Annotated in this window: 21 protein-coding genes; 13 read left to right on the top strand and 8 right to left on the bottom strand. The window is 66.7% G+C overall.

Translation table 11 applies throughout. The features are described 5' to 3' along the window. Positions 1-1,351: 1,351 nt before the first annotated feature. A complete protein-coding gene (locus ABZ319_RS35615; RefSeq protein WP_354990969.1) occupies positions 1,352-2,032 on the bottom strand; it encodes a TIGR00266 family protein in 681 nt (226 codons plus the stop codon). 159 nt (positions 2,033-2,191) lie between these two features. On the opposite strand from ABZ319_RS35615, the gene ABZ319_RS35610 reads away from it, so the two are divergent. Beyond that, positions 2,192-2,926 (top strand): peptidylprolyl isomerase, encoded by a 735-nt coding sequence (locus ABZ319_RS35610; RefSeq protein WP_354990968.1) that lies wholly within the window; start codon positions 2,192-2,194, stop codon positions 2,924-2,926. A 2-nt stretch (positions 2,927-2,928) separates the two neighbouring features. Here ABZ319_RS35610 and ABZ319_RS35605 read toward each other — a convergent pair whose 3' ends face one another. Further along, the gene (locus tag ABZ319_RS35605; RefSeq protein ID WP_354990967.1) at positions 2,929-4,446 is read right to left on the bottom strand and encodes a glycosyltransferase family 39 protein; all 1,518 of its coding nucleotides are present in this window, start codon (positions 4,444-4,446) and stop codon (positions 2,929-2,931) included. Positions 4,447-4,566: 120 nt separating this feature from the next. Here ABZ319_RS35605 and ABZ319_RS35600 point away from each other — a divergent pair, with 120 nt between their 5' ends. The 7 genes from ABZ319_RS35600 to ABZ319_RS35570 all read left to right on the top strand — a co-directional run bounded on the left by ABZ319_RS35600 (position 4,567) and on the right by ABZ319_RS35570 (position 8,490). Beyond that, positions 4,567-5,073, top strand: a complete 507-nt coding sequence (locus tag ABZ319_RS35600) for a hypothetical protein (protein WP_354990966.1) — start codon at positions 4,567-4,569, stop codon at positions 5,071-5,073. Positions 5,074-5,118: 45 nt separating this feature from the next. Further along, on the top strand, positions 5,119-5,670 hold the full coding sequence (locus ABZ319_RS35595; RefSeq protein ID WP_354990965.1) for a dihydrofolate reductase family protein: 552 nt from the start codon (positions 5,119-5,121) through the stop codon (positions 5,668-5,670). Between the two features lie 102 nt (positions 5,671-5,772). Beyond that, positions 5,773-6,315, top strand: coding sequence for a hypothetical protein (locus tag ABZ319_RS35590; protein ID WP_354990964.1), 543 nt, complete (start codon positions 5,773-5,775; stop codon positions 6,313-6,315). A gap of 169 nt (positions 6,316-6,484) precedes the next feature. Then, positions 6,485-6,940 (top strand): hypothetical protein, encoded by a 456-nt coding sequence (locus tag ABZ319_RS35585; RefSeq protein ID WP_354990963.1) that lies wholly within the window; start codon positions 6,485-6,487, stop codon positions 6,938-6,940. Between the two features lie 81 nt (positions 6,941-7,021). Further along, positions 7,022-7,309 carry a hypothetical protein gene (locus tag ABZ319_RS35580; protein WP_354990962.1) on the top strand — a complete coding sequence of 96 codons (288 nt, stop codon included), beginning with the start codon at positions 7,022-7,024 and terminating at the stop codon, positions 7,307-7,309. 9 nt (positions 7,310-7,318) lie between these two features. Further along, positions 7,319-7,756: a hypothetical protein gene (locus ABZ319_RS35575; protein ID WP_354990961.1), complete on the top strand. Its 438-nt coding sequence runs from the start codon at positions 7,319-7,321 to the stop codon at positions 7,754-7,756. 362 nt (positions 7,757-8,118) lie between these two features. After that, the gene (locus ABZ319_RS35570) at positions 8,119-8,490 is read left to right on the top strand and encodes a hypothetical protein (RefSeq protein WP_354990960.1); all 372 of its coding nucleotides are present in this window, start codon (positions 8,119-8,121) and stop codon (positions 8,488-8,490) included. Positions 8,491-8,562: 72 nt separating this feature from the next. Here ABZ319_RS35570 and ABZ319_RS35565 read toward each other — a convergent pair whose 3' ends face one another. From ABZ319_RS35565 to ABZ319_RS35555, 3 genes are read right to left on the bottom strand one after another with little or no spacing between them, the layout of a single operon-like run. Then, complete coding sequence (locus ABZ319_RS35565) at positions 8,563-9,600, bottom strand: TIGR03842 family LLM class F420-dependent oxidoreductase (RefSeq protein WP_354990959.1); 1,038 nt, start codon at positions 9,598-9,600, stop codon at positions 8,563-8,565. A gap of 19 nt (positions 9,601-9,619) precedes the next feature. After that, entirely contained in the window at positions 9,620-11,041 is a 1,422-nt protein-coding gene (gene hydA / locus ABZ319_RS35560; RefSeq protein WP_354990958.1) for a dihydropyrimidinase, read from the bottom strand. Next, positions 11,041-11,877 (bottom strand): nitrilase-related carbon-nitrogen hydrolase, encoded by an 837-nt coding sequence (locus tag ABZ319_RS35555; RefSeq protein ID WP_354990957.1) that lies wholly within the window; start codon positions 11,875-11,877, stop codon positions 11,041-11,043. Before ABZ319_RS35555 ends, hydA begins: the two co-directional genes overlap by 1 nt. A 408-nt stretch (positions 11,878-12,285) precedes the next feature. Between ABZ319_RS35555 and ABZ319_RS35550 the strand changes: the two genes are divergently transcribed. Further along, entirely contained in the window at positions 12,286-12,693 is a 408-nt protein-coding gene (locus ABZ319_RS35550) for a hypothetical protein (RefSeq protein WP_354990956.1), read from the top strand. Between the two features lie 77 nt (positions 12,694-12,770). Here ABZ319_RS35550 and ABZ319_RS35545 read toward each other — a convergent pair whose 3' ends face one another. Further along, positions 12,771-14,531, bottom strand: a complete 1,761-nt coding sequence (locus tag ABZ319_RS35545; protein ID WP_354990955.1) for an ABC transporter ATP-binding protein — start codon at positions 14,529-14,531, stop codon at positions 12,771-12,773. A gap of 90 nt (positions 14,532-14,621) precedes the next feature. Here ABZ319_RS35545 and ABZ319_RS35540 point away from each other — a divergent pair, with 90 nt between their 5' ends. Further along, positions 14,622-15,065 carry a MarR family transcriptional regulator gene (locus tag ABZ319_RS35540; protein WP_354990954.1) on the top strand — a complete coding sequence of 148 codons (444 nt, stop codon included), beginning with the start codon at positions 14,622-14,624 and terminating at the stop codon, positions 15,063-15,065. Between the two features lie 64 nt (positions 15,066-15,129). Here ABZ319_RS35540 and arc read toward each other — a convergent pair whose 3' ends face one another. After that, positions 15,130-16,890, bottom strand: a complete 1,761-nt coding sequence (arc, locus tag ABZ319_RS35535) for a proteasome ATPase (protein WP_354990953.1) — start codon at positions 16,888-16,890, stop codon at positions 15,130-15,132. A 243-nt stretch (positions 16,891-17,133) separates the two neighbouring features. Here arc and ABZ319_RS35530 point away from each other — a divergent pair, with 243 nt between their 5' ends. Together ABZ319_RS35530 and ABZ319_RS35525 are read left to right on the top strand one after the other, a co-directional pair. Further along, on the top strand, positions 17,134-17,595 hold the full coding sequence (locus ABZ319_RS35530; RefSeq protein WP_354990952.1) for a hypothetical protein: 462 nt from the start codon (positions 17,134-17,136) through the stop codon (positions 17,593-17,595). A 54-nt stretch (positions 17,596-17,649) separates the two neighbouring features. Next, complete coding sequence (locus tag ABZ319_RS35525; protein WP_354990951.1) at positions 17,650-18,072, top strand: hypothetical protein; 423 nt, start codon at positions 17,650-17,652, stop codon at positions 18,070-18,072. 86 nt (positions 18,073-18,158) lie between these two features. On the opposite strand, the gene ABZ319_RS35520 is transcribed toward ABZ319_RS35525, so the two are convergent. Further along, positions 18,159-18,992, bottom strand: coding sequence for a tRNA (adenine-N1)-methyltransferase (locus ABZ319_RS35520; RefSeq protein ID WP_354990950.1), 834 nt, complete (start codon positions 18,990-18,992; stop codon positions 18,159-18,161). A gap of 85 nt (positions 18,993-19,077) precedes the next feature. Here ABZ319_RS35520 and ABZ319_RS35515 point away from each other — a divergent pair, with 85 nt between their 5' ends. Further along, positions 19,078-20,010: a RecB family exonuclease gene (locus ABZ319_RS35515; RefSeq protein ID WP_354990949.1), complete on the top strand. Its 933-nt coding sequence runs from the start codon at positions 19,078-19,080 to the stop codon at positions 20,008-20,010. Positions 20,011-20,104 lie beyond the last annotated feature (94 nt).

Here is a 20,104-nt window from a genome sequence, read left to right as displayed (position 1 = left end):
GCGACTCTGCTAGAGCGCTGCCCCGCAGCCGAAACCGCAAAGCCAAGGCCAACAACAAAGGACCATCGGTGTTCACTCCAGTGGCCTACGTAGCCCGAAACCCGCACGCACTCTGCGCCTTCCAGCGGGGTTCGGGAGAACAAGCAAGAACAACGAGGCAGTGCTGGTTACCTCGCCAGCCGTACCCGACCTCGGCTCCCCAGCTGAGAGCCTGTTCGCCCTCCCAGCCTGGCTGGATGGCCGTAGGAACCTTCTCGAGACCTACAGACAAAGATCCGTCATCGCTGAATGCTGGTACTGCCTTAGAGGGTGATTGTGGTGAGCGGTAGTCGATTCGAGGCTTGCTCTTACCCCCGCTAGTGGTGGATCCCGTTTATCGGCCCGGGAGGGCTGGTACCGCCGTCGAGGCTCCCAACCCGGCCCCGCTGGTATTCCGTTATCCAGGCTGCTCTTTCTCCGGTAGGCCACCCAACCGCAGCCGAGTCCCCCACCGCACAACGCTGGTATTTCGTTATCCAGTCGTCCCGAAACGCACGCACCCGCCCAACGCTCCGATCCCCCGAAAAGTCAGCCACGCATACCCAACGGCCTCCGTTCAACAGACCCGAAGCCCCCACTCACCTAGAGACAACCCGCACAGTCTGCAACAAGGGAAAAGCCGCCGCCCCACCCCCATATCCCCCGAACCGGCAGTACATGATCTCGTCTTCAGAAAGCGCCATAGCCATCAGAAGCGTGCCATGACCGACAATTTCAGAACCGATGTACCGCGGAAGCTCTCGAGCCGGGATCGTAATCGCGTTCACTGCGTCACGCCCTTTCTGTGGGCTGGTGCCAGTCAGACTCTCGAACTTCAGCTTACTTGCAGCTACCCCGATCGTGTCGCGCCAATCACGAAGTCCGGGCCCACTTGCACCAAGCACGCGTGGCACGACCCCGCTTCTGCGAACCGTCAATCCCAACCAGCGAAGCTACCTGACGCCTCCAGCGCGACGCCCGGAGCACTACCGCCCAAAACGCAAGCAGCCCATCGAGTCCCGCGCGACTCGATGGGCTACCGAAGTTCCTCGGGCGTTGCCGTCGGAGCGACGGCTACTGGCCGGCGGTGCCGGTGAACAGACCCTGGATGGTCTTGATCAGAACCTCGGCCAGGAAATCCGCTGCGGATCCGGACACGGTGTACTCCTCATCTGTGAAACGACATGTCGAACATGCGAAGCATGCACGCTTCACTTGTCCATGGGTGGCTTTTCAGGTGAAAAGTTTGCCCGTCGGATCAAGATTTCATACTGGAACCGGTTCCAACTGGGGTTATGCCCACTCAGTGGGACAGTGATCTGGATCACATGGACTAGCCGGAGGATGCGGAGGATCCTGCCCAGGCCGCGAAGGCGCCCGGGTTGCGGGTTTGCAGCAGTACGCGGCCGGGTCCGACGAAGTCGAAGACGAAGCCCTCGCCGGATTTGAGCGATTGCAGCGAACGACCCGATACTGCTCGCCGGATGGTGAAGTTCATGGCCAGGTCGTAGGCGACGACATGCCCGGTGTCGATGGTGACCGGCTCACCGGGCGCGAGATCGATGACGTCGATCGCTCCGAATACGCCCAGCACCACCTCTCCGTTCCCGTGCGCACGCAGTCCGAATCCGCCCTCTCCACCGAAGAGATTCGCGAAGCCACCCCATTTCGCCTCGACCGTCACCGCGTGCGAATTGGCGATCCAGCCACCGCGACTGATGTAGAACGGCCGGTCCGGGCTGATGCTGAGCGAGAGCATGTCTCCCGGCAGTGCGGGCGCTACATCCACCCAGCCGCCCTGCTGGGGTGCGGTGAATGTGGAGACGAAGAACGACTCGCCCGCGAGCATCGAGCGCTTGAGACCGGCCAGCACGCCGCCCTCGGCCTTGGCGTGCAGTGCGACTCCTGCCGAATGCGCGACCATGGCCCCGCTCTCGACCCGCATGGGCTCGCCCGGGTCCAGGAAGCAGCGGGCAATGGTCGACGACGGATTGTGCCGCAGTTGAACCTTCATATTTTGCGACGTTAGCAGCGAAAACCCCCCTTGCGCGCGCGATCCCGGCGCGTCCCCGGCCGCATTAGGGCCATCCCGGTCCGCGCGGGCGGCGCAGATGCAATGATGCCCGTCGGCACGGTCCGAGTCATACCCCAGACGATGAAGGAGAATTACCCGGTGACCACCGAGACGCACGCGCTGCCGCTCGATGACGATCAACTTCGGCCCGCACGCCGAATTCGCTTCGACCGCAAGGCGCTTCGGCGCGTCGGTTTGATCGCGGCGGTGGTCGCACTCACCGTTCTGGTGACCGGTCGCGCCGAGGCGCTGCCCGATCCGGCTCCGCAGCGCTCGCCCGGTTGCGCTGCGCCCGATTCCGGCACGCCCAGCGGTGCCAAGTGGGCGACGGAGCCCGCGATGACGATCGATCAGAACGCGACCTACACCGCGACCCTGGAAACCAACTGCGGCACCATCACCGCTGAACTGGATGCTGCTCGCGCTCCGCACACGGTGAACTCTTTCGTATTCCTGTCCGATCAGGGCTATTTCGATCACACGCGCTGCCACCGCCTGACCACCGAGGGCATTTTCGTGCTCCAGTGCGGTGATCCGACCGGCACCGGCACCGGCGGTCCGGGCTACAAGTTCGTGGACGAGAATCTGGCGGGCGCTTCCTACCCCGCGGGCACCATCGCCATGGCGAATGCGGGTCCCAACACCAATGGCAGCCAGTTCTTCCTGGTCTACCGCGATACTCGCCTGCCCGCGAATTACACGCCGTTCGGCCGCATCACCGATGGCATGGACGCGCTCCAGAGCATCGTCGCGGCCGGCACGCAGGATGGTTCGGCCGACGGCAAGCCCGCCGCCGATCCCACCCTGTCCGAGGTCTCCGCCGCGCAGAGCTGAGATCAGCCCAGCCGCAGCATGTTCGGCCACTCGCGCGACCACGGTGCGCGCGGGTGGTCGCATCGCCACAGGGTGACGTCGCTGGTCACCCCGGGAATGCCCAGCCGGGCGTCGGCTCGGCCCACCTCGGTGACGCTCGAGCACCGAGTGCGCGGTTCACTACCGTCACCACCCACCCAGAGCACGGTGGTGGCGGTGTCCGGCGGCGTGCCGAAGTAGCCGAAACCACGGTTGGGGCTGTACACCGCGGGGAGCCCGTACTCCGCCCGCTGCACATCCAATGCGCTGGCCTGCCAATAGGAATCGGCGATGATCACTGCCGATGAACGTTCTCGCTCGGGCAGCGCGGTGTACGCGTCCGCGGTAGCCCGGGCCAGTTCGGGCCAGCCGAATTTGCCATAGAGTCCGAGGGCCAATCCCGCCGCCTCGTCGCTGGCGGCCGGCTCGATATCGGATTCGGCCTGCCAGGGCAGCGAGAACAGCACCGGCACGAGCGAGATCACCACGAGCACTCCGCCCACCCACTTCCGCCAGGTGGCGGCATCGCGAGTGAACCACACCGCTCCGGCTGCCATGACAGCCGGATAGATGCCCACGACGTAGTACGACCGGCCGTTCATCGCCAGAAATGCCACCGCGAGCACCACGGTCGTCAGCGCGAGAAACCGATACGGGCGCAGCGGCTCCCAGCGCCACAGCGCCCACAGTCCGAATCCGAGCAGCACCACCCCGAGAATTCCCGCCGCCGCCAATGCCAAGGGCACGAAGGTGATTCGCCCGCCGACGGTGTCCTGTTCGGCGGATACCTGCGCACCCATCCCCAGCTGCGGCCATTCGTGCCGCGCCTGCCACACCAGCGTCGGCACGGTGCACACGACCGCGAATGCCGCTCCCGCCCACAGTGCGGGCCGCTTCGGCAATTCCCGTGGCCCATAGACCAGTACGGCCACGGCGATCGCGATCCAGAAGAATGGGATCAGCCACTTCACCTGCATATCCACGGCGGTCACCGCGCCGGCCGCGAGCAAGAGTCCGTCCCGTCGCGTGCGCACCCACCGCACGACCAGCCAGCTGATCACCACCCACAGCGCGGTATCCACCGTGTTCGTCGCCAGCTGAGTGCCCTGCACGAGCAGGAACGGCGAAGTCGCGTAGGCGGCTGCGGTCAGCACCTGTGCCCCGCGCGCGCCCCCGAATTCCCGCGCGATCTGCGCACTCGCCACGATGGCGATGAGCGTCAGCAGCACCGCTGGAACTCGAAGCGCCACCAGCGAACCCGGTGCGAGTCCGTCCATGGCCCACGCGATCACCGGCACCAGTGGCCCCTGATCTGCGTACCCGGCCGCGAGCCGCCGTCCCGCCGCCACGAAATACCATTCGTCGCCGAAGAATCCGTATCGGCCGATCGAGGCGAACATCGCGATCGCCGCGAGTCCGGTGATCACCCCCACCGCACCCACCGCGAACGGTGGCGTCTCCGAATTCCGCTGCTCCGCTTCCACACCAACCACCGCAGTCACTCGCGCCACTGTAGGCCGCGGCAGATCTCCCCGCCCGGCTCCGCCGCAGTCCCGCACCGGCCACCGGACCCGGCGATACCGTCTAGGATCCGAAGATCATCATCGGCACAAGAGGTTGACATGGGATCTCGCGCGTTCGCGGCGCTGACGGCGGCGATGGCGATGCTGGTCGCCGCGATCATCACGTCGGCCCCCGCACACGCGACGCCGACCAGCGGGGCGTACCGAATCGTCGCCGCCGATGACGGTCGATGGCTCCGGATGTTCGAGGGTTCTCCCGCCCTCATCCTGGCCGCGAGCACCCCGCCGCCCGGTGACGGCCTGTGGATCTGGTGGCTCGAACCCATGGGCGAGTCCGACGGTGAGCATTTCGCGATCGTGAACCACACCCGCCGCGCGGCCCTGTCCGCCGCCGCTCACCCCGGTGCGGCGGTCGGCACCGAGCCCGAGAGTGAATCCTCGACCCGCTGGGCGCTCACCCCGGCCGGGGACGGCACGTACTACCTGTCGTATCCCGGTACCGAACTGAGGGCGGCCGGCACATCCGAAGAAGGGTCACCGGATGTCGTCCTGCGAGCACCCGGACCCGCCCAGCGCTGGGAACTCCGCTGGGTGGGCGACTACTGACGGTTTGCCCGATGAATTCCGAGGACTCAGGAGGTCTACACCCGCATGAGGACTTTGATCTACGGCTTCACCGTGTCCGCGGACGGCTACATCAACGACCGCGACGGCAACATCGACTGGACCGACCCCGACGACGAACTCCACGGGTTTCACAATGACCGCTTCCGCGATGTCGAGATCTCCCTGCACGGCCGCCGCCTGTACGAGCTGATGGCCGACTACTGGCCGCACGTCGCCGACGATGCCCCGCCCATCGAACGTGACTTCGCCGGTCTCTGGGTGAACAAGCCCAAATACGTCTTCTCTCGCACCCTGACCGAGGTCGGCTGGAACAGCACGCTGGTCTCCTCGAACGCGGTGGAGACGGTCCGCCGCCTCAAGTCCGAGGGCGACGGCATCCTGGAGGTCGGCGGCGCGAATCTCGCCGCCACCCTGATCCCGCACGATCTGATCGACGAGTACCAGCTGTATGTCTCCCCCGTAATCCTCGGCGGCGGAACGCCTTTCCTGCCGCAGCTCGAGAAGCGCATCCCCCTGCGCCTGGTCGAAACGCGACAGTTCACCACCGCGCAGCTACTGCGCTACGTGACCGCCTGAAACACGCCACGGAACGCCGATGGTCCGCCGGACCGCCGAATGCTCTGCACCGCAAGGAAAATGGCGTTGCCCGCAGCGCACCCGGGACTAAGCTGACGGCCCATGAAGCGCTTTCTCGCGGCCGTCTCGCTGGCGGCCGCGGCGGCAGCCCGCTGGTGGAAACTGCGCACCGCGCTGCCCGAAGACCCCACCGCGCCGCACGAAAACCCCACCGAGGCACAGCCGGCGGAACCGCCGCACCCCAACGCTGTTCACCCCGAGTGGTGCGTGGTGGCCAACCTGCTCCCCTACCCCTACAACCCCGGCCCGAAAGCGGACTACCGCAGCCACCGAATCTTCCCCGCGGGCGCGAAGCTCCACGTCATCGGCGGCTTCGCCGGAAGAGGCCACGAGGTGGTGACCGTCACCGGCACGAATCATCAGGGCCGCATCGTCACGTCCAACATCACCGCCCGCTATCTGGGCGGCTGGCGCGTGTCCCTGATCCACCGCCCCGCCGTGCTCCACGCCATCCACAGGGCGTCGTCCCGCTACCCGGCTCACCGCTGGAACCATCGGAATCTCCCCTTCGACTCCCCCGAGTACGAGGCCGTGCTGCGCGAGCGGGCCGCCGGGTTCCAGGAGTGGCTGCACGGCAGTCGGTGATCACGCCCGCGACCCGAAAACGCTTGCGGGACTCCCCCACTCGACCTGTCGGACCCCCGGGGTACGTTGCTCTGTGTTGTAGCAACACGTTGCAATGCTTCATATTTCGACGCCCCGGATCTCGGGGTAGATAGAGGGTGACTCTGTGAGTTCACGGGGAGGGCGGCCGATGAATCTGGTCGTCAAGTGTGGAATCGCGGCCTCGGTGCTGGTCGCTACGGTGTCGGCGGGCGGGACGATGGCGACGGCGGGGGCCGATCAGCCGGCGTCGGGCTGCACCTATTCGTCGGGTTCGCTCCCGGCGGACCAGCCCGCGGTGTCCGGTACCGCGCTGCAGGTGAATTCGGCCTACACGGTCACCGCCGCGATCCTGAACCCGAACACCACCGTCGCGTTCAGCAGCGTCGGCCCCGACGGGTCGACGGTGTCGATCGGCTCGCCGATCACGGTCGCCGACGGCGCGGGCACCACGGTCAGCGTGCAGTGGACGCCCACGAAGGCGGGCACCCACAAGCTCTACGCCCACGAGTCCGGCCCCGGCTGGAACTTCACCTACGGCCCCACGACCTGCGAGGTGGCCGCGGCCCCCACCGGCACCGGCTCCTTCGGCAGCTTCCCGGCCTGATCCCGCTCGACCGATCCGCCGCCGCTCCCGGCTTCCGGGGGCGGCGGTCCGGCCGGATACTCGGATCGGCACACTGGGATCGTGAACGAGCCGCCCGACTGGCACGCGATCGACGATGCCGTGCGCGCGGCGGAGCTTCGGCTCGACTGGGACGCGGCCATCGCCGCGGTCAGCACCGCCGCGGAGTGCTGGAGTCCCGATGCCGGCAAACACAATGCGCATCTGTGGCACATGGATCTCCTCGCCCGCGCCGGACGGCTCGACGAGCTGGCCGCGCTGGGCGAGACCGATGTCCACGCTCGGCGAAGGCTCGAGCGGTTTCTGCGCGAGAACGAACGCGAAGATGCCGGCGCGAACGTTCCCGAGTAGCGTCACGGCATGGGGACCCAATGCCCGATCTGTGAAAAGCACCGTGGCCGAGGCGAATTGGTCGGGCCGGTTATCTATGCCGACGACCTGATCGTGGTGACGCACCGGCCCCTGTCCGACGGTGTGCCGATGCCCGGCTACCTGTTCGTCGAAACCGTCCGGCACGCACCGGCCTTGGCCGACCTGACCGACGACGAGGCCGAGCGGGCGGGGTGGGCCGTGCGCCGTGCCGCACACGCGCTGCGCACCGAGCTGTCGCCGGAGTACGTGTTCTCCGCTGTCACCGGCCGCAGCGTCGCGCACTTCCACCAGCACGTATTCGTCCGCCCCACGGGCACTCCGGACTCGGTGGACTGGTTCGCCTCCTGGACCGACGGACGAGAGGTCGGCGAATCGGCGGTGGCGGCACTGTGCACGCAGCTCACGACACATTTCCACCGGCCGTGAGATAGCCCGACCGGCGGATCACCGACCTGACCGTCCGAACCCGGTGAATTCGACTCTGCGCGCGATGAACTCCTCCGCGACTGACTGGGTCGGAACATCGACCGGGCATCGACTATGCCACAGCACAACATAACCCAAGTCGACCAGCCCTCATTGAACCACGGCCACGCCGACCGGGTATGACTGCTTCTCGTAATCGACTCGATTACAGTCCATTTCACACCTCTCAGGCACCCGGATAGACGCAGTCCGCCGGATTCGTCAGACCCACCTTCCAGGGGGTTGAGCTGATTATGCTGTGGCATATATGTTTTCGAACTACCAAGCAGACACTTGGTAGCTCGAGAGTCAGAGAGAACACCATGAAGATGAGAACCTTCGCCGCCGCAGCCGCGATGTCGGCCGCCGCCCTCGGCGTGATCGCCGGCCCCGGCGCCGCACCGGCCTCGGCCAACAGCATGCACGGATGCAACTACCCGTATGTCTGCTTCTACCTGACCGGCTACGACAGCGGCGCACAGCACCCCACAGCCATGTACCAGGACCGGGGCTACTGGCAGACCCTCGGACCGAACAGTCGCGGCTCTATCCAGGTGGTCAACACCAGAAACGACGACGGCGCGTTGCTGAAGTTCGCCGACGGTTCCACGCAGTGCGTCAAGCCGAACTACGGGACCCTCCTGTACAAGACCGTCACCCAGATCAAGATCACCGACAGCCCGAGCTGCAAGTAGAACGGGCCGCAAGCCGGGTCATCGTAGACGTGGAACGATGACGGGGGGCCGGCCCGGTCAGCCGGCCGGGCATCACGTGCCGGTCGTCGTGGCCGTCACCGGCCGCGCCAAACGCGGCAGCACCGATTCGCCGTAGGCTTCGAGCGTGCTCGTTTTGGCATCGTGCTGCAGGTACACCGCGAATTGATCAACTCCGAGAGCCTCCAGTTCCCGCAGCCGGGCGAGGTGGTCGTCCGGAGTGCCCAGGACGCAGAACCGATCCACTATCGCGTCGGGGACGAACTCGGCGTGGGTGTTCCCGGCCCGGCCGTGCTGGTTGTAGTCGTAGCCCTGGCGGCCGGCGATGTAGTCGGTCAGGGCGGCGGGAATCGCGGCGTCTGCGCCGTAGCGCGCGACGATGTCCGCGACGTGGTTGCCGACCATCCCGCCGAACCAACGGCATTGTTCGCGTGCGTGTTTCAGGGCCGCCTCGGTGCCGTCGGTGATGTAGGCGGGCGCGGCCACGCAGATCTTCACCTCCGACGGATCGCGGCCCGCGCGTTCGGCCGCCGCCCGCACGCGGGCGATCGTCCAGGCGGCGATGTCCGGATCGGCCAGCTGGAGGATGAAGCCGTCGGCCACCTCACCGGTGAGATCCAGTGCGCGCGGGCCGTATCCGGCCACCCAGACCGGCAGCCGCGAATCCGCCGCCCACGGCAACCGCACCGTCGTGTCACCGAGCGAGACCGGCCGCCCGTTGCCCAGCTCGCGGATCACCCCGATGGATTCGCGCAGCGTCGCCAGATTCGACGGCCGCCCGCCGAGCGTGCGCACCGCCGAATCCCCGCGCCCGATACCGCAAATGGTGCGATTGCCGAACATCTCGTTGAGCGTCGCGAAGGTCGAGGCCGTGACCGTCCAATCCCGGGTGGCGGGATTGGTGACCATCGGCCCGACCACCACCTTGCGCGTGACGGCCAGGATCTGGCTGTAGATGACGTACGGCTCCTGCCACAGCAGATGCGAATCGAAGGTCCACACGTGCGAGAACCCGTGCGTCTCGGCCACCCGGGCCAATTCCACCACCCGGGACGCGGGCGGCGTGCACTGCAAAACCACTCCGATATCCATGGCGCACACTCCCTTCGGGTCAGATCAGGTTCTGGGAAAGTCCGCGTTTCAGGAAGCGGCCGTGGCCGGTCGAGCCCAGGTATTCCCCGCCGTCGACGATGATCCGTCCGCGCGAGAGCACGGTGTCCACGTGCCCGCCCACCTCGAACCCCTCGTACGCCGAGTGGTCCATGTTCATGTGATGGGTCTTGCCGAGCCCGATGCTGGTGTGCCCGTTCGGGTCGTAGATCACCACGTCGGCATCGGCCCCCGGACTGATCACCCCCTTGCGCGGATACATCCCGAACATCCGCGCCGGCGCGGTGCAGCAGACCTCCACCCACTTCTCCAGCGAGATGCGACCGTCCCGCACCCCCTGGTACATCAGATCCATCCGATGCTCGACCCCGCCGATACCGTTGGGAATCTTGCTGAAATCCCCGACACCCAGGTCTTTCTGCCCCTTGTAGCAGAACGGGCAGTGATCGGTGGCGACCGTGGTGACGTCTCCGGTACGGATGTACCGCCACAGCTCGTCCTGATGCCCCTCGGCCCGCGCCCGCAGCGGCGTCGAGCACACCCACTTCGCACCCTCGAAACCCGGTGCGCCCAACTGCTCTTCGAGCGAGAGGTACAGGTACTGCGGACAGGTCTCGCCGAAGACGTTCTGGCCCCTGCCCCGAGCCGTGGCGATCTGCTCGAGCGCCTGCTTCGCCGACACGTGCACCACGTACAGCGGCGCACCCGTCACCTGCGCCAGCATGATGGCGCGATGGGTCGCCTCCTCCTCCAATTGCCAAGGCCGGGAAGTCCCGTGGAAGTACGGCGCGGTGTCCCCGCGCGCCAGCGTCTGCTCGATGAGCACGTCGATGGCGATCCCGTTCTCCGCGTGCATCATCAGCAGCGCGCCCAGATCACCGGCGGTCTGCATGGCGCGCAGAATCTGCCCGTCGTCGGAGTAGAAGACGCCGGGGTACGCCATGAACAGCTTGAAGCTGCTCACCCCCTCCGCGACCAATTCCGCCATCCCCTTCAGGGATTCGGCGTTGACGTCGCCCACGATCTGATGGAATCCGTAGTCGATCGCGCACTGCCCGTCGGCCTTGCGATGCCACTGCGCCAGCGAATCCTGCACCCGCTCCCCCGGCTTCTGCACGGCGAAGTCGACGATCGTGGTCGTCCCGCCCCAGGCCGCGGCCCGGGTGCCGGTCTCGAAGGTGTCCGAGGCCTCGGTGCCGCCGAAGGGCAGTTGCATATGGGTGTGCCCGTCGACCCCGCCCGGCAGCACGTACCGCCCGGTGGCATCGATGACCGTATCGGCGGCCGCGGCCAGATCGACCCCCAGCGCCGTGGACCCCGGCTGCACCACCGCCGCGATGGTCTCCCCGTCGATGAGCACGTCGAGCTCTTGGGAACCGGTGGCCGACACCACGGTTCCGCCGTGGATGAATACGCGCGTCATTACGGCGTCACCAACGGTCCGTAGGCGTCCGGCCGGCGGTCTCGATAGAAGGCCCACCGATCGCGCACGACCTTGATCAGATCCAGGTCCAGGTCCCGCACCACCAGCTCCGGCGCGGTATCGGAGGCCACCTCACCGACGAATTTGCCCTCGGGATCGACGAAGTAACTCATCCCGTAGAAATCGTCGTCCCCGTACTCCTCGATGCCGACCCGGTTGATCGCACCGATGAAATACTCGTTGGCCACGGCCGAGGCCGGCTGCTCGAGCTTCCACAAATAGCTCGACAGCCCGCGCGAGGTCGCCGAGGGATTGAAGACGATCTCCGCGCCCGCCAGTCCCAGCGCCCGCCAGCCCTCCGGGAAATGCCGGTCGTAGCAGATGTACACCCCGATCTTGCCGACCGCGGTATCGAACACCGGCCACCCCAGATTGCCCGGGCGGAAGTAGAACTTCTCCCAGAACCCGTTCACATGCGGAATGTGGTGTTTTCGGTATTTGCCGAGATAGCTGCCGTCCGCGTCGATCACCGCCGCGGTGTTGTACAGCAGTCCCGGCTGCTCCTGCTCGTACACCGGCAGCACCATGACCAGGCCGAGTTCGGCGGCCAGCGCGGCGAATCGGTCCACGGTCGGTCCGGGCACCGATTCGGCGTAGTCGTAGAACTTGGTGTCCTGGAGCTGGCAGAAGTACGGCCCGTAGAACAGCTCCTGGAAACAGATGACCTTCGCACCCGCGGCGGCGGCCTGGCGCGCGTAGTCCTCGTGGGCCTTGATCATGGACTCTTTATCGCCTGCCCAGTTCGTCTGGACCAGCGCAGCTCGAACGATTGCCATACTCTGTGATACTGCACCGCTACCGAAATTTCCCGGCTTACCTGCCGGGGTAATGGATTCGTAACCGTAAATTCAGCAATCGAATTCGGACACGAGACCCGAGCCGACGCGGGGCTGCCGCATGCGCACGGTCCGCGAATTGCCCCGGCTCATTCGATGGTGACCGCGTGCCACGCCTGCGCGGCCTCCGCGAATGCCGCAGGAACAATGCGGGATTGGACCACCGCTCGCCTCGGGACACCCATTCGACCCGTCCCAGCAGCTGATTCGCACCCGAAACCGGATCCCCCGGTCACGGCGGGGTTACCGACCGGACCATCGGGTACGTAGTACGAGTAACAAAACCCGGCGACCCGAGCGATTCGCCGGGTGAGGCCGAAAACCGCACGACGATTTTTGGAGGGGTCAATGAAGACGATCACCCGGGCCGCGACCGTGGCCGCGGCCACCGTCGCCACGGCGGGAACAGTGCTCGCGTTCGGCGCGGGCGCCGCGTCCGCCGACGAGTGGCCGGAGTGGAATCCGAACAGCCCGATCTCGGTGTTCGAGACCAAGGATTTCCTCACCCCCGCCGATCCGGGCTACTGGAATCCGTTCGAGAGCCGTTCCCGCCTGACCTCGCCGTTCGGCACCAGCACACGCATCGTCTGCACGTCCTTCCACGGGCAGACCATGAGCTGCTTCCAGGCCGACCAGCAGGGCAATCCGCACAAGCTCAACATCGTGCCGAACAACTTCCCGTTCGCACTGGGCTCGAGCACCCAGCTCACCGGCGGGCACCACTTCATCTACCCGGGGTTCATCCCGGGCAGCTGACCGCGCACGGCCGAAGGGCCGCGATCTCGTTCGAGATCGCGGCCCTTCGCCGTCTCCGGCTCGAGCGCCCGAATCACTCAGGCCGCGGCCAGCACCTCATCCCGCGCCAGCAGATCCGCGTAGAACCCGTTGCGCGCCAACAGCTCCTCGTGCGTCCCCCGCTCGGCCACGCGCCCGTGATCGAGCACCACGATCTGATCGGCGTTGCGAATCGTCGACAGCCGGTGCGCGATGGTGATCGTCGTGCGCCCCGAGGACAGCGCGTCGATCGCCGCCTGCACCTCCCGCTCGGTGCGGGTGTCCAGGGCGCTGGTGGCCTCGTCGAGCACCATGATCGGCGGGTTGCGCAGGATCGCGCGCGCCACCGCGAGGCGCTGTTTCTCACCACCGGAGAACCGGTAGCCGCGTTCGCCGACGACGGTGTCGTAGCCCTCGGGCAGACTCGCGATGTGCTCGTGGATCTGCGCGGCGCGGGCAGCGGCGACCAATTCCGCGTCCGTGGCATCGGGTTTGGCGAAACGCAGGTTGTCCGCGACCGAGGCGTGGAACAGGTAGGTCTCCTGCGAGACCACGCCGACCGTGGCGGCCAGATCCGCGAAACTCAGCTCCCGCACGTCGATTCCATCGATGGCGACGCGGCCGTCGGTGACATCGTAGAGCCGCGCGACCAGGTATCCGAGTGTGGTCTTGCCCGAACCGGTTTCGCCGACGATCGCCAGACTCGTCCCCGCCGGAACGCTGATGTCGATGTCGTTCAACACCTTCCGGTCGGCGGGATCATAGGCGAAGCCGACGCCCTCGAAACGCACCGCGCCCGTCACGCCCTCGGCGGGCAGCGCCGCGGGGCGCTCGGGTTCGGCGATATCGGGTGTCAGGTCCAGATATTCGAAGATGCGCGCGAACAGCGCCAGCGAACTCTGCACCTCGACGCCGGTCGAGAGCAGCATGACCGCGGGCCGCAACAGCCCGGCCTGCAGGGTGGTGAAGGCGACCAGCGTGCCGATTGACACCAGCGGCGTTCCGGCCGCGGAGGCCAGCCCGGCGGCCCAGTAGACGACCGCGGGCATGGCCGCCATCACGATGGTGATGGTCGACTGCCGCCAGCGCCCGGCCATGCTGGAGCGGATCTCGAGATCCACCAGCCCGCGCGATTCCTTCGAGAAGTCGTGCACCAGCGCCGGGGAGCGACCCATGGTGCGCCCCAGCAGTATTCCGCTGACCGACAGTGATTCCTCGACGATCGCGGACATTCCGGCCAGCTGTTTCTGCTTCTCCCCGGTGATGCGCCGGCGCTCGGAACCCACGCGGCGGCTGATCCAGACGAAGAACGGCAGCATGGCCAGCGACACCAGGGTCAGCCGCCAGTCCAGCACGAACATGGCGATGACCGCGGCCAGCACCGAGGTGAAGTTGGAGATGAGCGAGGTCGCGGTCGAGGTGACCGTGGATTGCATCCCGCCGATGTCGTTGGCGATGCGCGACTGCACCTCGCCGGTGCGGGTGGCGGTGAAGAACGACAGCGGCATCGATTGCAGCCGCGCGTAGACCGCGGTCCGCAGATCGTGCATGACCCGCTGGCCCACGGCGGTCGACAGATAGGTCTGCCACACCCCGAAGACGGCGGTCAGCGCCGAGACGGCGACCATGCCGGCGGCCATCAGGGTCAGCAGCCCCGTCCGCCCGTGCGGCAGGGCATCGTCGATGATGCCGCGCACCAGGAACGGCGAGGCCAGGCCCACCGCCGAGGCGAGGGCGACCAGCCCGCCCACCAGGGCGAGCCGGGAACGATAGGGGTGGAACAGCCGGATAATCCGGCGCAGCTCGGATCGGGCAGCCATAGGCGCCTCCTTCCTGAGATCTGAGAACACAGCGTGTAACTGAGTCTGGCTCAATATTGTTCCCAGTGACAATGACTTATGCTCAGCATCATGGACGAGGCCCCCGACACCGATCTACCCGAGCTGTTCGTGCGCACCGCCAAACGCATCCGCCGCGCTCAGATGGCGGATCTCGCCCCGCTCGGCCTCACCCCCGGTCAGAGCCGCGCCCTGCGCACCTTGAGCCGCGCCGCCGAACCCCTGCGCATGTCCGACCTGGCCGACCGCCTCGGCATAGTCCCCCGCTCGGCCACCACGGTCGTGGACGCCCTCGAATCGGCCGCCCTCGTCACGCGCGCGGCCGACCCCACCAACCGCCGCGCCACCCTGGTCTCCCTCACCGGCACCGGCCGTTCGACCCTCGCCCGGATGGACGCGGCCCGCCGCAAGGCCGCCGAGAACCTCTTCGCGACCCTGCCCCCCGCCCGCCGCGAAACCCTGCGCGAGATCCTCGCCGAACTCGACGCGAACGCGAGTGAACGCTCCGGGAGCTGACACCGGAGACCCGTACGACAAGGGCGCACCTCCCGAAAGAAGTGCGCCCCTTGCCTTTACCGATTTACAGGTACTGACCCGTGTTCGACTCGGTGTCGATCGCCCGGCTGGCCGAGGCGTTCTTGCCTGTCACCAGGGTCCGGATGTAGACGATGCGCTCGCCCTTCTTGCCGGAGATGCGCGCCCAATCGTCGGGGTTGGTGGTGTTGGGGAGGTCTTCGTTCTCGGCGAACTCGTCGACGATGGAGTCGTAGAGATGCTGAATGCGAAGGCCCGGCGCGCCGGATTCGAGGACCGATTTGATGGCGTACTTCTTGGCCCGGTCCACGATGTTCTGGATCATGGCGCCGGAGTTGAAGTCCTTGAAGTACAGGACCTCCTTGTCACCGTTGGCGTAGGTGACCTCCAGGAAGCGGTTGTCCTCGGACTCGGCGTACATGCGCTCCACGACCTTTTCGATCATGGCCTGCACGCACTTGGACTTGTCGCCGTCGAACTCCGAGACGTCCTCGGAGTGCAGCGGCAGCGAATCCATCAGGTACTTGGAGAAGATGTCCTGTGCCGCTTCGGCATCCGGACGCTCGATCTTGATCTTCACGTCCAGGCGGCCGGGCCGCAGGATGGCCGGGTCGATCATGTCCTCACGGTTGGAGGCGCCGATGACGATGACGTTCTCCAGGCCCTCGACGCCGTCGATCTCCGAAAGCAGCTGCGGCACAACGGTGGTCTCCACGTCGGAGGACACACCCGAACCACGGGTCCGGAAGATCGAGTCCATCTCGTCGAAGAACACGATCACGGGGGTGCCTTCGCTGGCCTTCTCACGCGCCCGCTGGAAGATGATCCGAATGTGACGCTCGGTCTCACCGACGAACTTGTTGAGCAGCTCGGGACCCTTGATGTTCAGGAAGAACGACTTGGCTTCCTTGGCATCCTCGCCACGCGCTTCGGCGATCTTCTTCGCCAGGGAGTTGGCGACGGCCTTGGCGATCAGCGTCTTACCGCAACCGGGAGGGCCGTAGAGCAGCACGCCCTTGGGCGGCCGCAGCGCGTATTCGCGGAACAGATCCTTGTGCAGGAACGGCAGTTCCACCGCGTCGCGGATCTGCTCGATCTGGCGCGAGAGGCCGCCGATGTCGAGGTAGTCGACGTCCGGCACCTCCTCGAGCACGAGATCCTCGACCTCGGCCTTGGGAATCCGCTCGAACGCGAAGCCCGCCTTGGAGTCGACCAGCAGCGAATCCCCCGGCCGCAGTTTACGAATGGGGCGATCGGGATCGTCGACGTTGTCGACATCCACCATTTCGGACAGCGGGCCCGAAAGCCACACCACCCGTTCCTCATCGGCGTGGCCCACCACGAGGGCGCGCTTGCCGTCGTCGAGAATCTCGCGCAGCGTGCCGATTTCGCCGATCTGATCGAACCGCCCGGCCTCGACCACGGTCAGTGCCTCGTTGAGACGCACGGTCTGACCCTGGACCAGAATGGTGGTGTCGATGTTCGGTGAACACGTCAGGCGCATCTTGCGTCCCGAGGTGAAGACGTCGACCGTCTGATCCTCGTACACACCCAGGAGGATGCCGTAGCCGCTCGGCGGCTGGCCGAGCCGATCGACTTCCTCACGTAGCGCGACCAATTGCTGACGCGCTTCTTTGAGCGTGTCCATCAGCTTGGTGTTGCGAATCGTCAGCGAATCGATGCGCGCTTCCAATTCCCGTGCGCGATCCGGTGAATCGGCGAGTTGCCTCCGGAGTGCAGCCGCCTCGGCACGTACCGCCTCGAGTTCCCTCCAGGCTGCCGAATCCGAATGTTCGTTGGGGCTCATGATGCTGCTCCTCCCAGTCCCGGTCTATCAACGCTACCGGGCGATACTCGATCCCGCTTTCCGACATGGTTTCGTCGTGATCACATCTAGGCTGCGGCGGGCGGCCCGGTCAAGCATGTTAGCCTGCCCTAACCTGTTTCCGGCGAGTTACTTCGCCGCCGATCCGAAAGGGTGCCGTAGATGCTCCTTCCCACCGGCCGTATCCCTGGTATGCGCAACGTCCCGCGGACGCTGCGTGTTTCCGTGGCTACCGCTGCGGCTGCCCTCGCCGTTACCGCCACTGTGGCGGGTTGCGGCTCCGAGGACAACAACCATTCCACGCATTCGACCTCGGCGAGTGCCACTTCACAGACACAGGCCGCAGCGCCCGCGCCCACCGCGGCCGAGCTGCAGGGCATCCTGACCGGCTTCGCCGACCCGGCAAAACCGGCCGCGGACAAGGCGAAACTGGTGGTCGGCGGCGAGAAGCGACTGGCCAATATCGAGACCCTGAACCAGGGCCTGGCCGGCTACCAGGTCACTTTCACCGTCGGCGAGGTCAAGACCGAGGGCAACACCGCCACCGCGACCGTCGCGGTCGGCTCACCGCACGGCGCCATGCCGGGCGTGCCGATCGCCTTCCAGTACGACGGCGGCAGCTGGAAGCTCGCCGACGCCGGCGCCTGCACGCTGCTCGGCATGGCGCGCGCCGCCTGCCAGCCGTAATAGCCGCAACGCATAACTCGAATCGCCCGTAAGACCCGAAAGGCACGCTCCCCCATGCTCGCTCGCACCGCCCGTCTCTGTCTCGCCGCCGCCGGAACGGCCCTGCTCCTCGCCTCGGGCGCGGGCCAGGCCGCCGCCGCGCCGGCGCCGTCGCCGGAGGAACTCCAGTCCACCCTCGACCGCTTCGTCGACCCCGCTGTGCCGACCGCGGACAAGGAGAAGCTCATGGTCGGCGGTGCCGCGAAGTCCGGCAACATCGACAAGATGAGCAGTGCGCTGGGCAACTACGGGCACGTGGGCTTCGGCGTCTCGGGCGTGCAGGTGAACGGCGAGGGCGCGAACGCCGCGGTCGCGATCTCCTCCCCGCACGGCACCATGCCCGGCGTCCCGATGACCTGGCAGTACGCCGACGGCGCCTGGCAGCTCTCCGAGGGCACCGGCTGCATGATCCTGGCCATGGGCAAGGCTGCCTGCTGATTCACCGCCGCATGCACCGGCGCCGAACGACGAAGCGCCCCCTGCTCCGGGTCGGCAGGGGGCGCTTTCACGTCTCAGGGCGCTCGTCAGCCCTTGCCCGCGCGCCGCTGAGGCTTGGGTGCCACCGTGCCGTCGGCGAGGCGTCGTGCGCTCACCAGGAAGGCCGTATGGCCCTGCATGCGGTGCTCGGGGCGCACGGCCAGGCCGACCACGTGCCAGCCGCGGACCATGGACTCCCAGGCGCGCGGCTCGGTCCAGCATTCCTGGCGGCGCAGGTGCTCGACGACCTCGGACATCTGGGTGGTGGTGGCCACGTAGACCATGAGCACGCCGCCGGGGACCAGTGCCTTGGAGACCGCGTCCAGGGTGTCCCAGGGCTTGAGCATGTCCAGGATGACCCGATCGACCTGTTCGCCGGAGTACTCCGCGACGTCGCCGAGGGTCAGTTCCCAGTTGTCCGGGCGTTCGCCGAAGAACTTCTCGACGTTGCGCACCGCGTGCTCGGCGTGATCCTCGCGGATCTCCCAGGAGATGACCTTGCCCTCGGGCCCGACCGCGCGCAGCAGCGAGCAGGTCAGCGCGCCCGAGCCCGCACCCGCCTCGAGCACCTTGGCGCCGGGGAAGACGTCGCCCTCGTGCACGATCTGCGCGGCGTCCTTGGGGTAGATGACCGCCGCGCCGCGCGGCATCGACAGCACGTAGTCGGTGAGCAGCGGCCGCAGCGCGAGGTAGGGCGTGTTCTTGGCCGAGGTGACCACGCAGCCTTCGTCGGCGCCGATCAGATCGTCGTGCGCGATCTCACCGGCGTGGGTGTGGAAGAAAGCGCCCTCCGCCAGAATCACCGTGAACTTGCGTCCCTTGGCGTCGGTCAGCTGCACCCGGTCACCGATCTGGAAAGGCCCGGTCCGTCTGGCCGTCATGAATCTCCGTCCTCATTGTTTCGCTGCGATTTTGCTGCCAAATCGGCATCGCACCTTGTCGGTGCCGGCGTTTAGCCTGCCAGGTATGTCGGTACCCGCTATCACTACCCCGGACTCGGCGGGCGAGACGCCACGCAAGCCCGCGCTGTCGCCTTCGCGCGCAATAGATTTCAAGCAGTGCCCGCTGAAGTATCGGTTACGGGCCATCGACCGGATCCCCGAGCCCCCGTCCCGCGCGGCGGTACGCGGCACGCTGGTGCACTCGGTCCTGGAGGATCTGTTCGCACTGCCCGCCGCCGAGCGCGATCAGGCGCACGCGGACGCGCTCGTCGCACCGGCCTGGCAGCGCATGCTGGAATCGCGCGCCGATACGGCGGGCCTGATTGCCGATGATGAACTGGAGGGCTTCTACGCGGAGGCGCGAGCCTTGGTCGCGGTCTACTTCCGCCTCGAGGACCCCACCGCTTTCACCCCGCAGTCCCTGGAAGCCTTCGTAGAGGCCGATCTGCCGGACGGCACTCCGCTGCGCGGATTCGTGGATCGCATCGACCGCGCGAGCGACGGCGGACTGCACGTCATCGACTATAAAACCGGCAAATCGCCCGCGCCGGATCATGAGATGCGCGCGCTGTTCCAGCTCAAGTTCTACGCCCTGGTTCTGTTGCGCACCTTCGGAACCGCGCCCACCGCCCTGCGGCTGATGTATCTGGCCGACGAGCAGACCCTCACCTACCAGCCCGAAGCCGAGGAGTTGCTGCGCTTCGAGCGCGTGGTGTCCGCGCTCTGGCTCGCCATCCAATCCGCCACCGCCTCAGGCGATTTCCCGCCCAGCAGGTCCTGGCTGTGCAAGTACTGCGATTTCAAGCCGCTGTGCCCCGAATTCGGCGGCAACCCACCGCCCTACCCGGCCGATCCGCAACCCCTGTCCGGCGGCCGCCAGGATCTGCCGATCCCGACCGTCGCGAACCACGCGATCCCGACCATCGCGAAGAACGCCGACGGAACACCGACGACGTAATCGCGCGCCGATTCCGGGGCGTCACAACCACTTACGGTCACTGCCCGGAACGGCGGACTCCCCCGCACACCACTCGCGCCCGCTGCAACATTGC

The sequence above is a fragment of the Nocardia sp. NPDC005978 genome, assembly GCF_040614455.1.
In the GTDB taxonomy this organism is placed as follows: Bacteria; Actinomycetota; Actinomycetes; order Mycobacteriales; family Mycobacteriaceae; genus Nocardia.
Note: the sequence above shows the minus strand (reverse complement) of the source record. Positions and strands in the feature narration are given on the sequence as shown.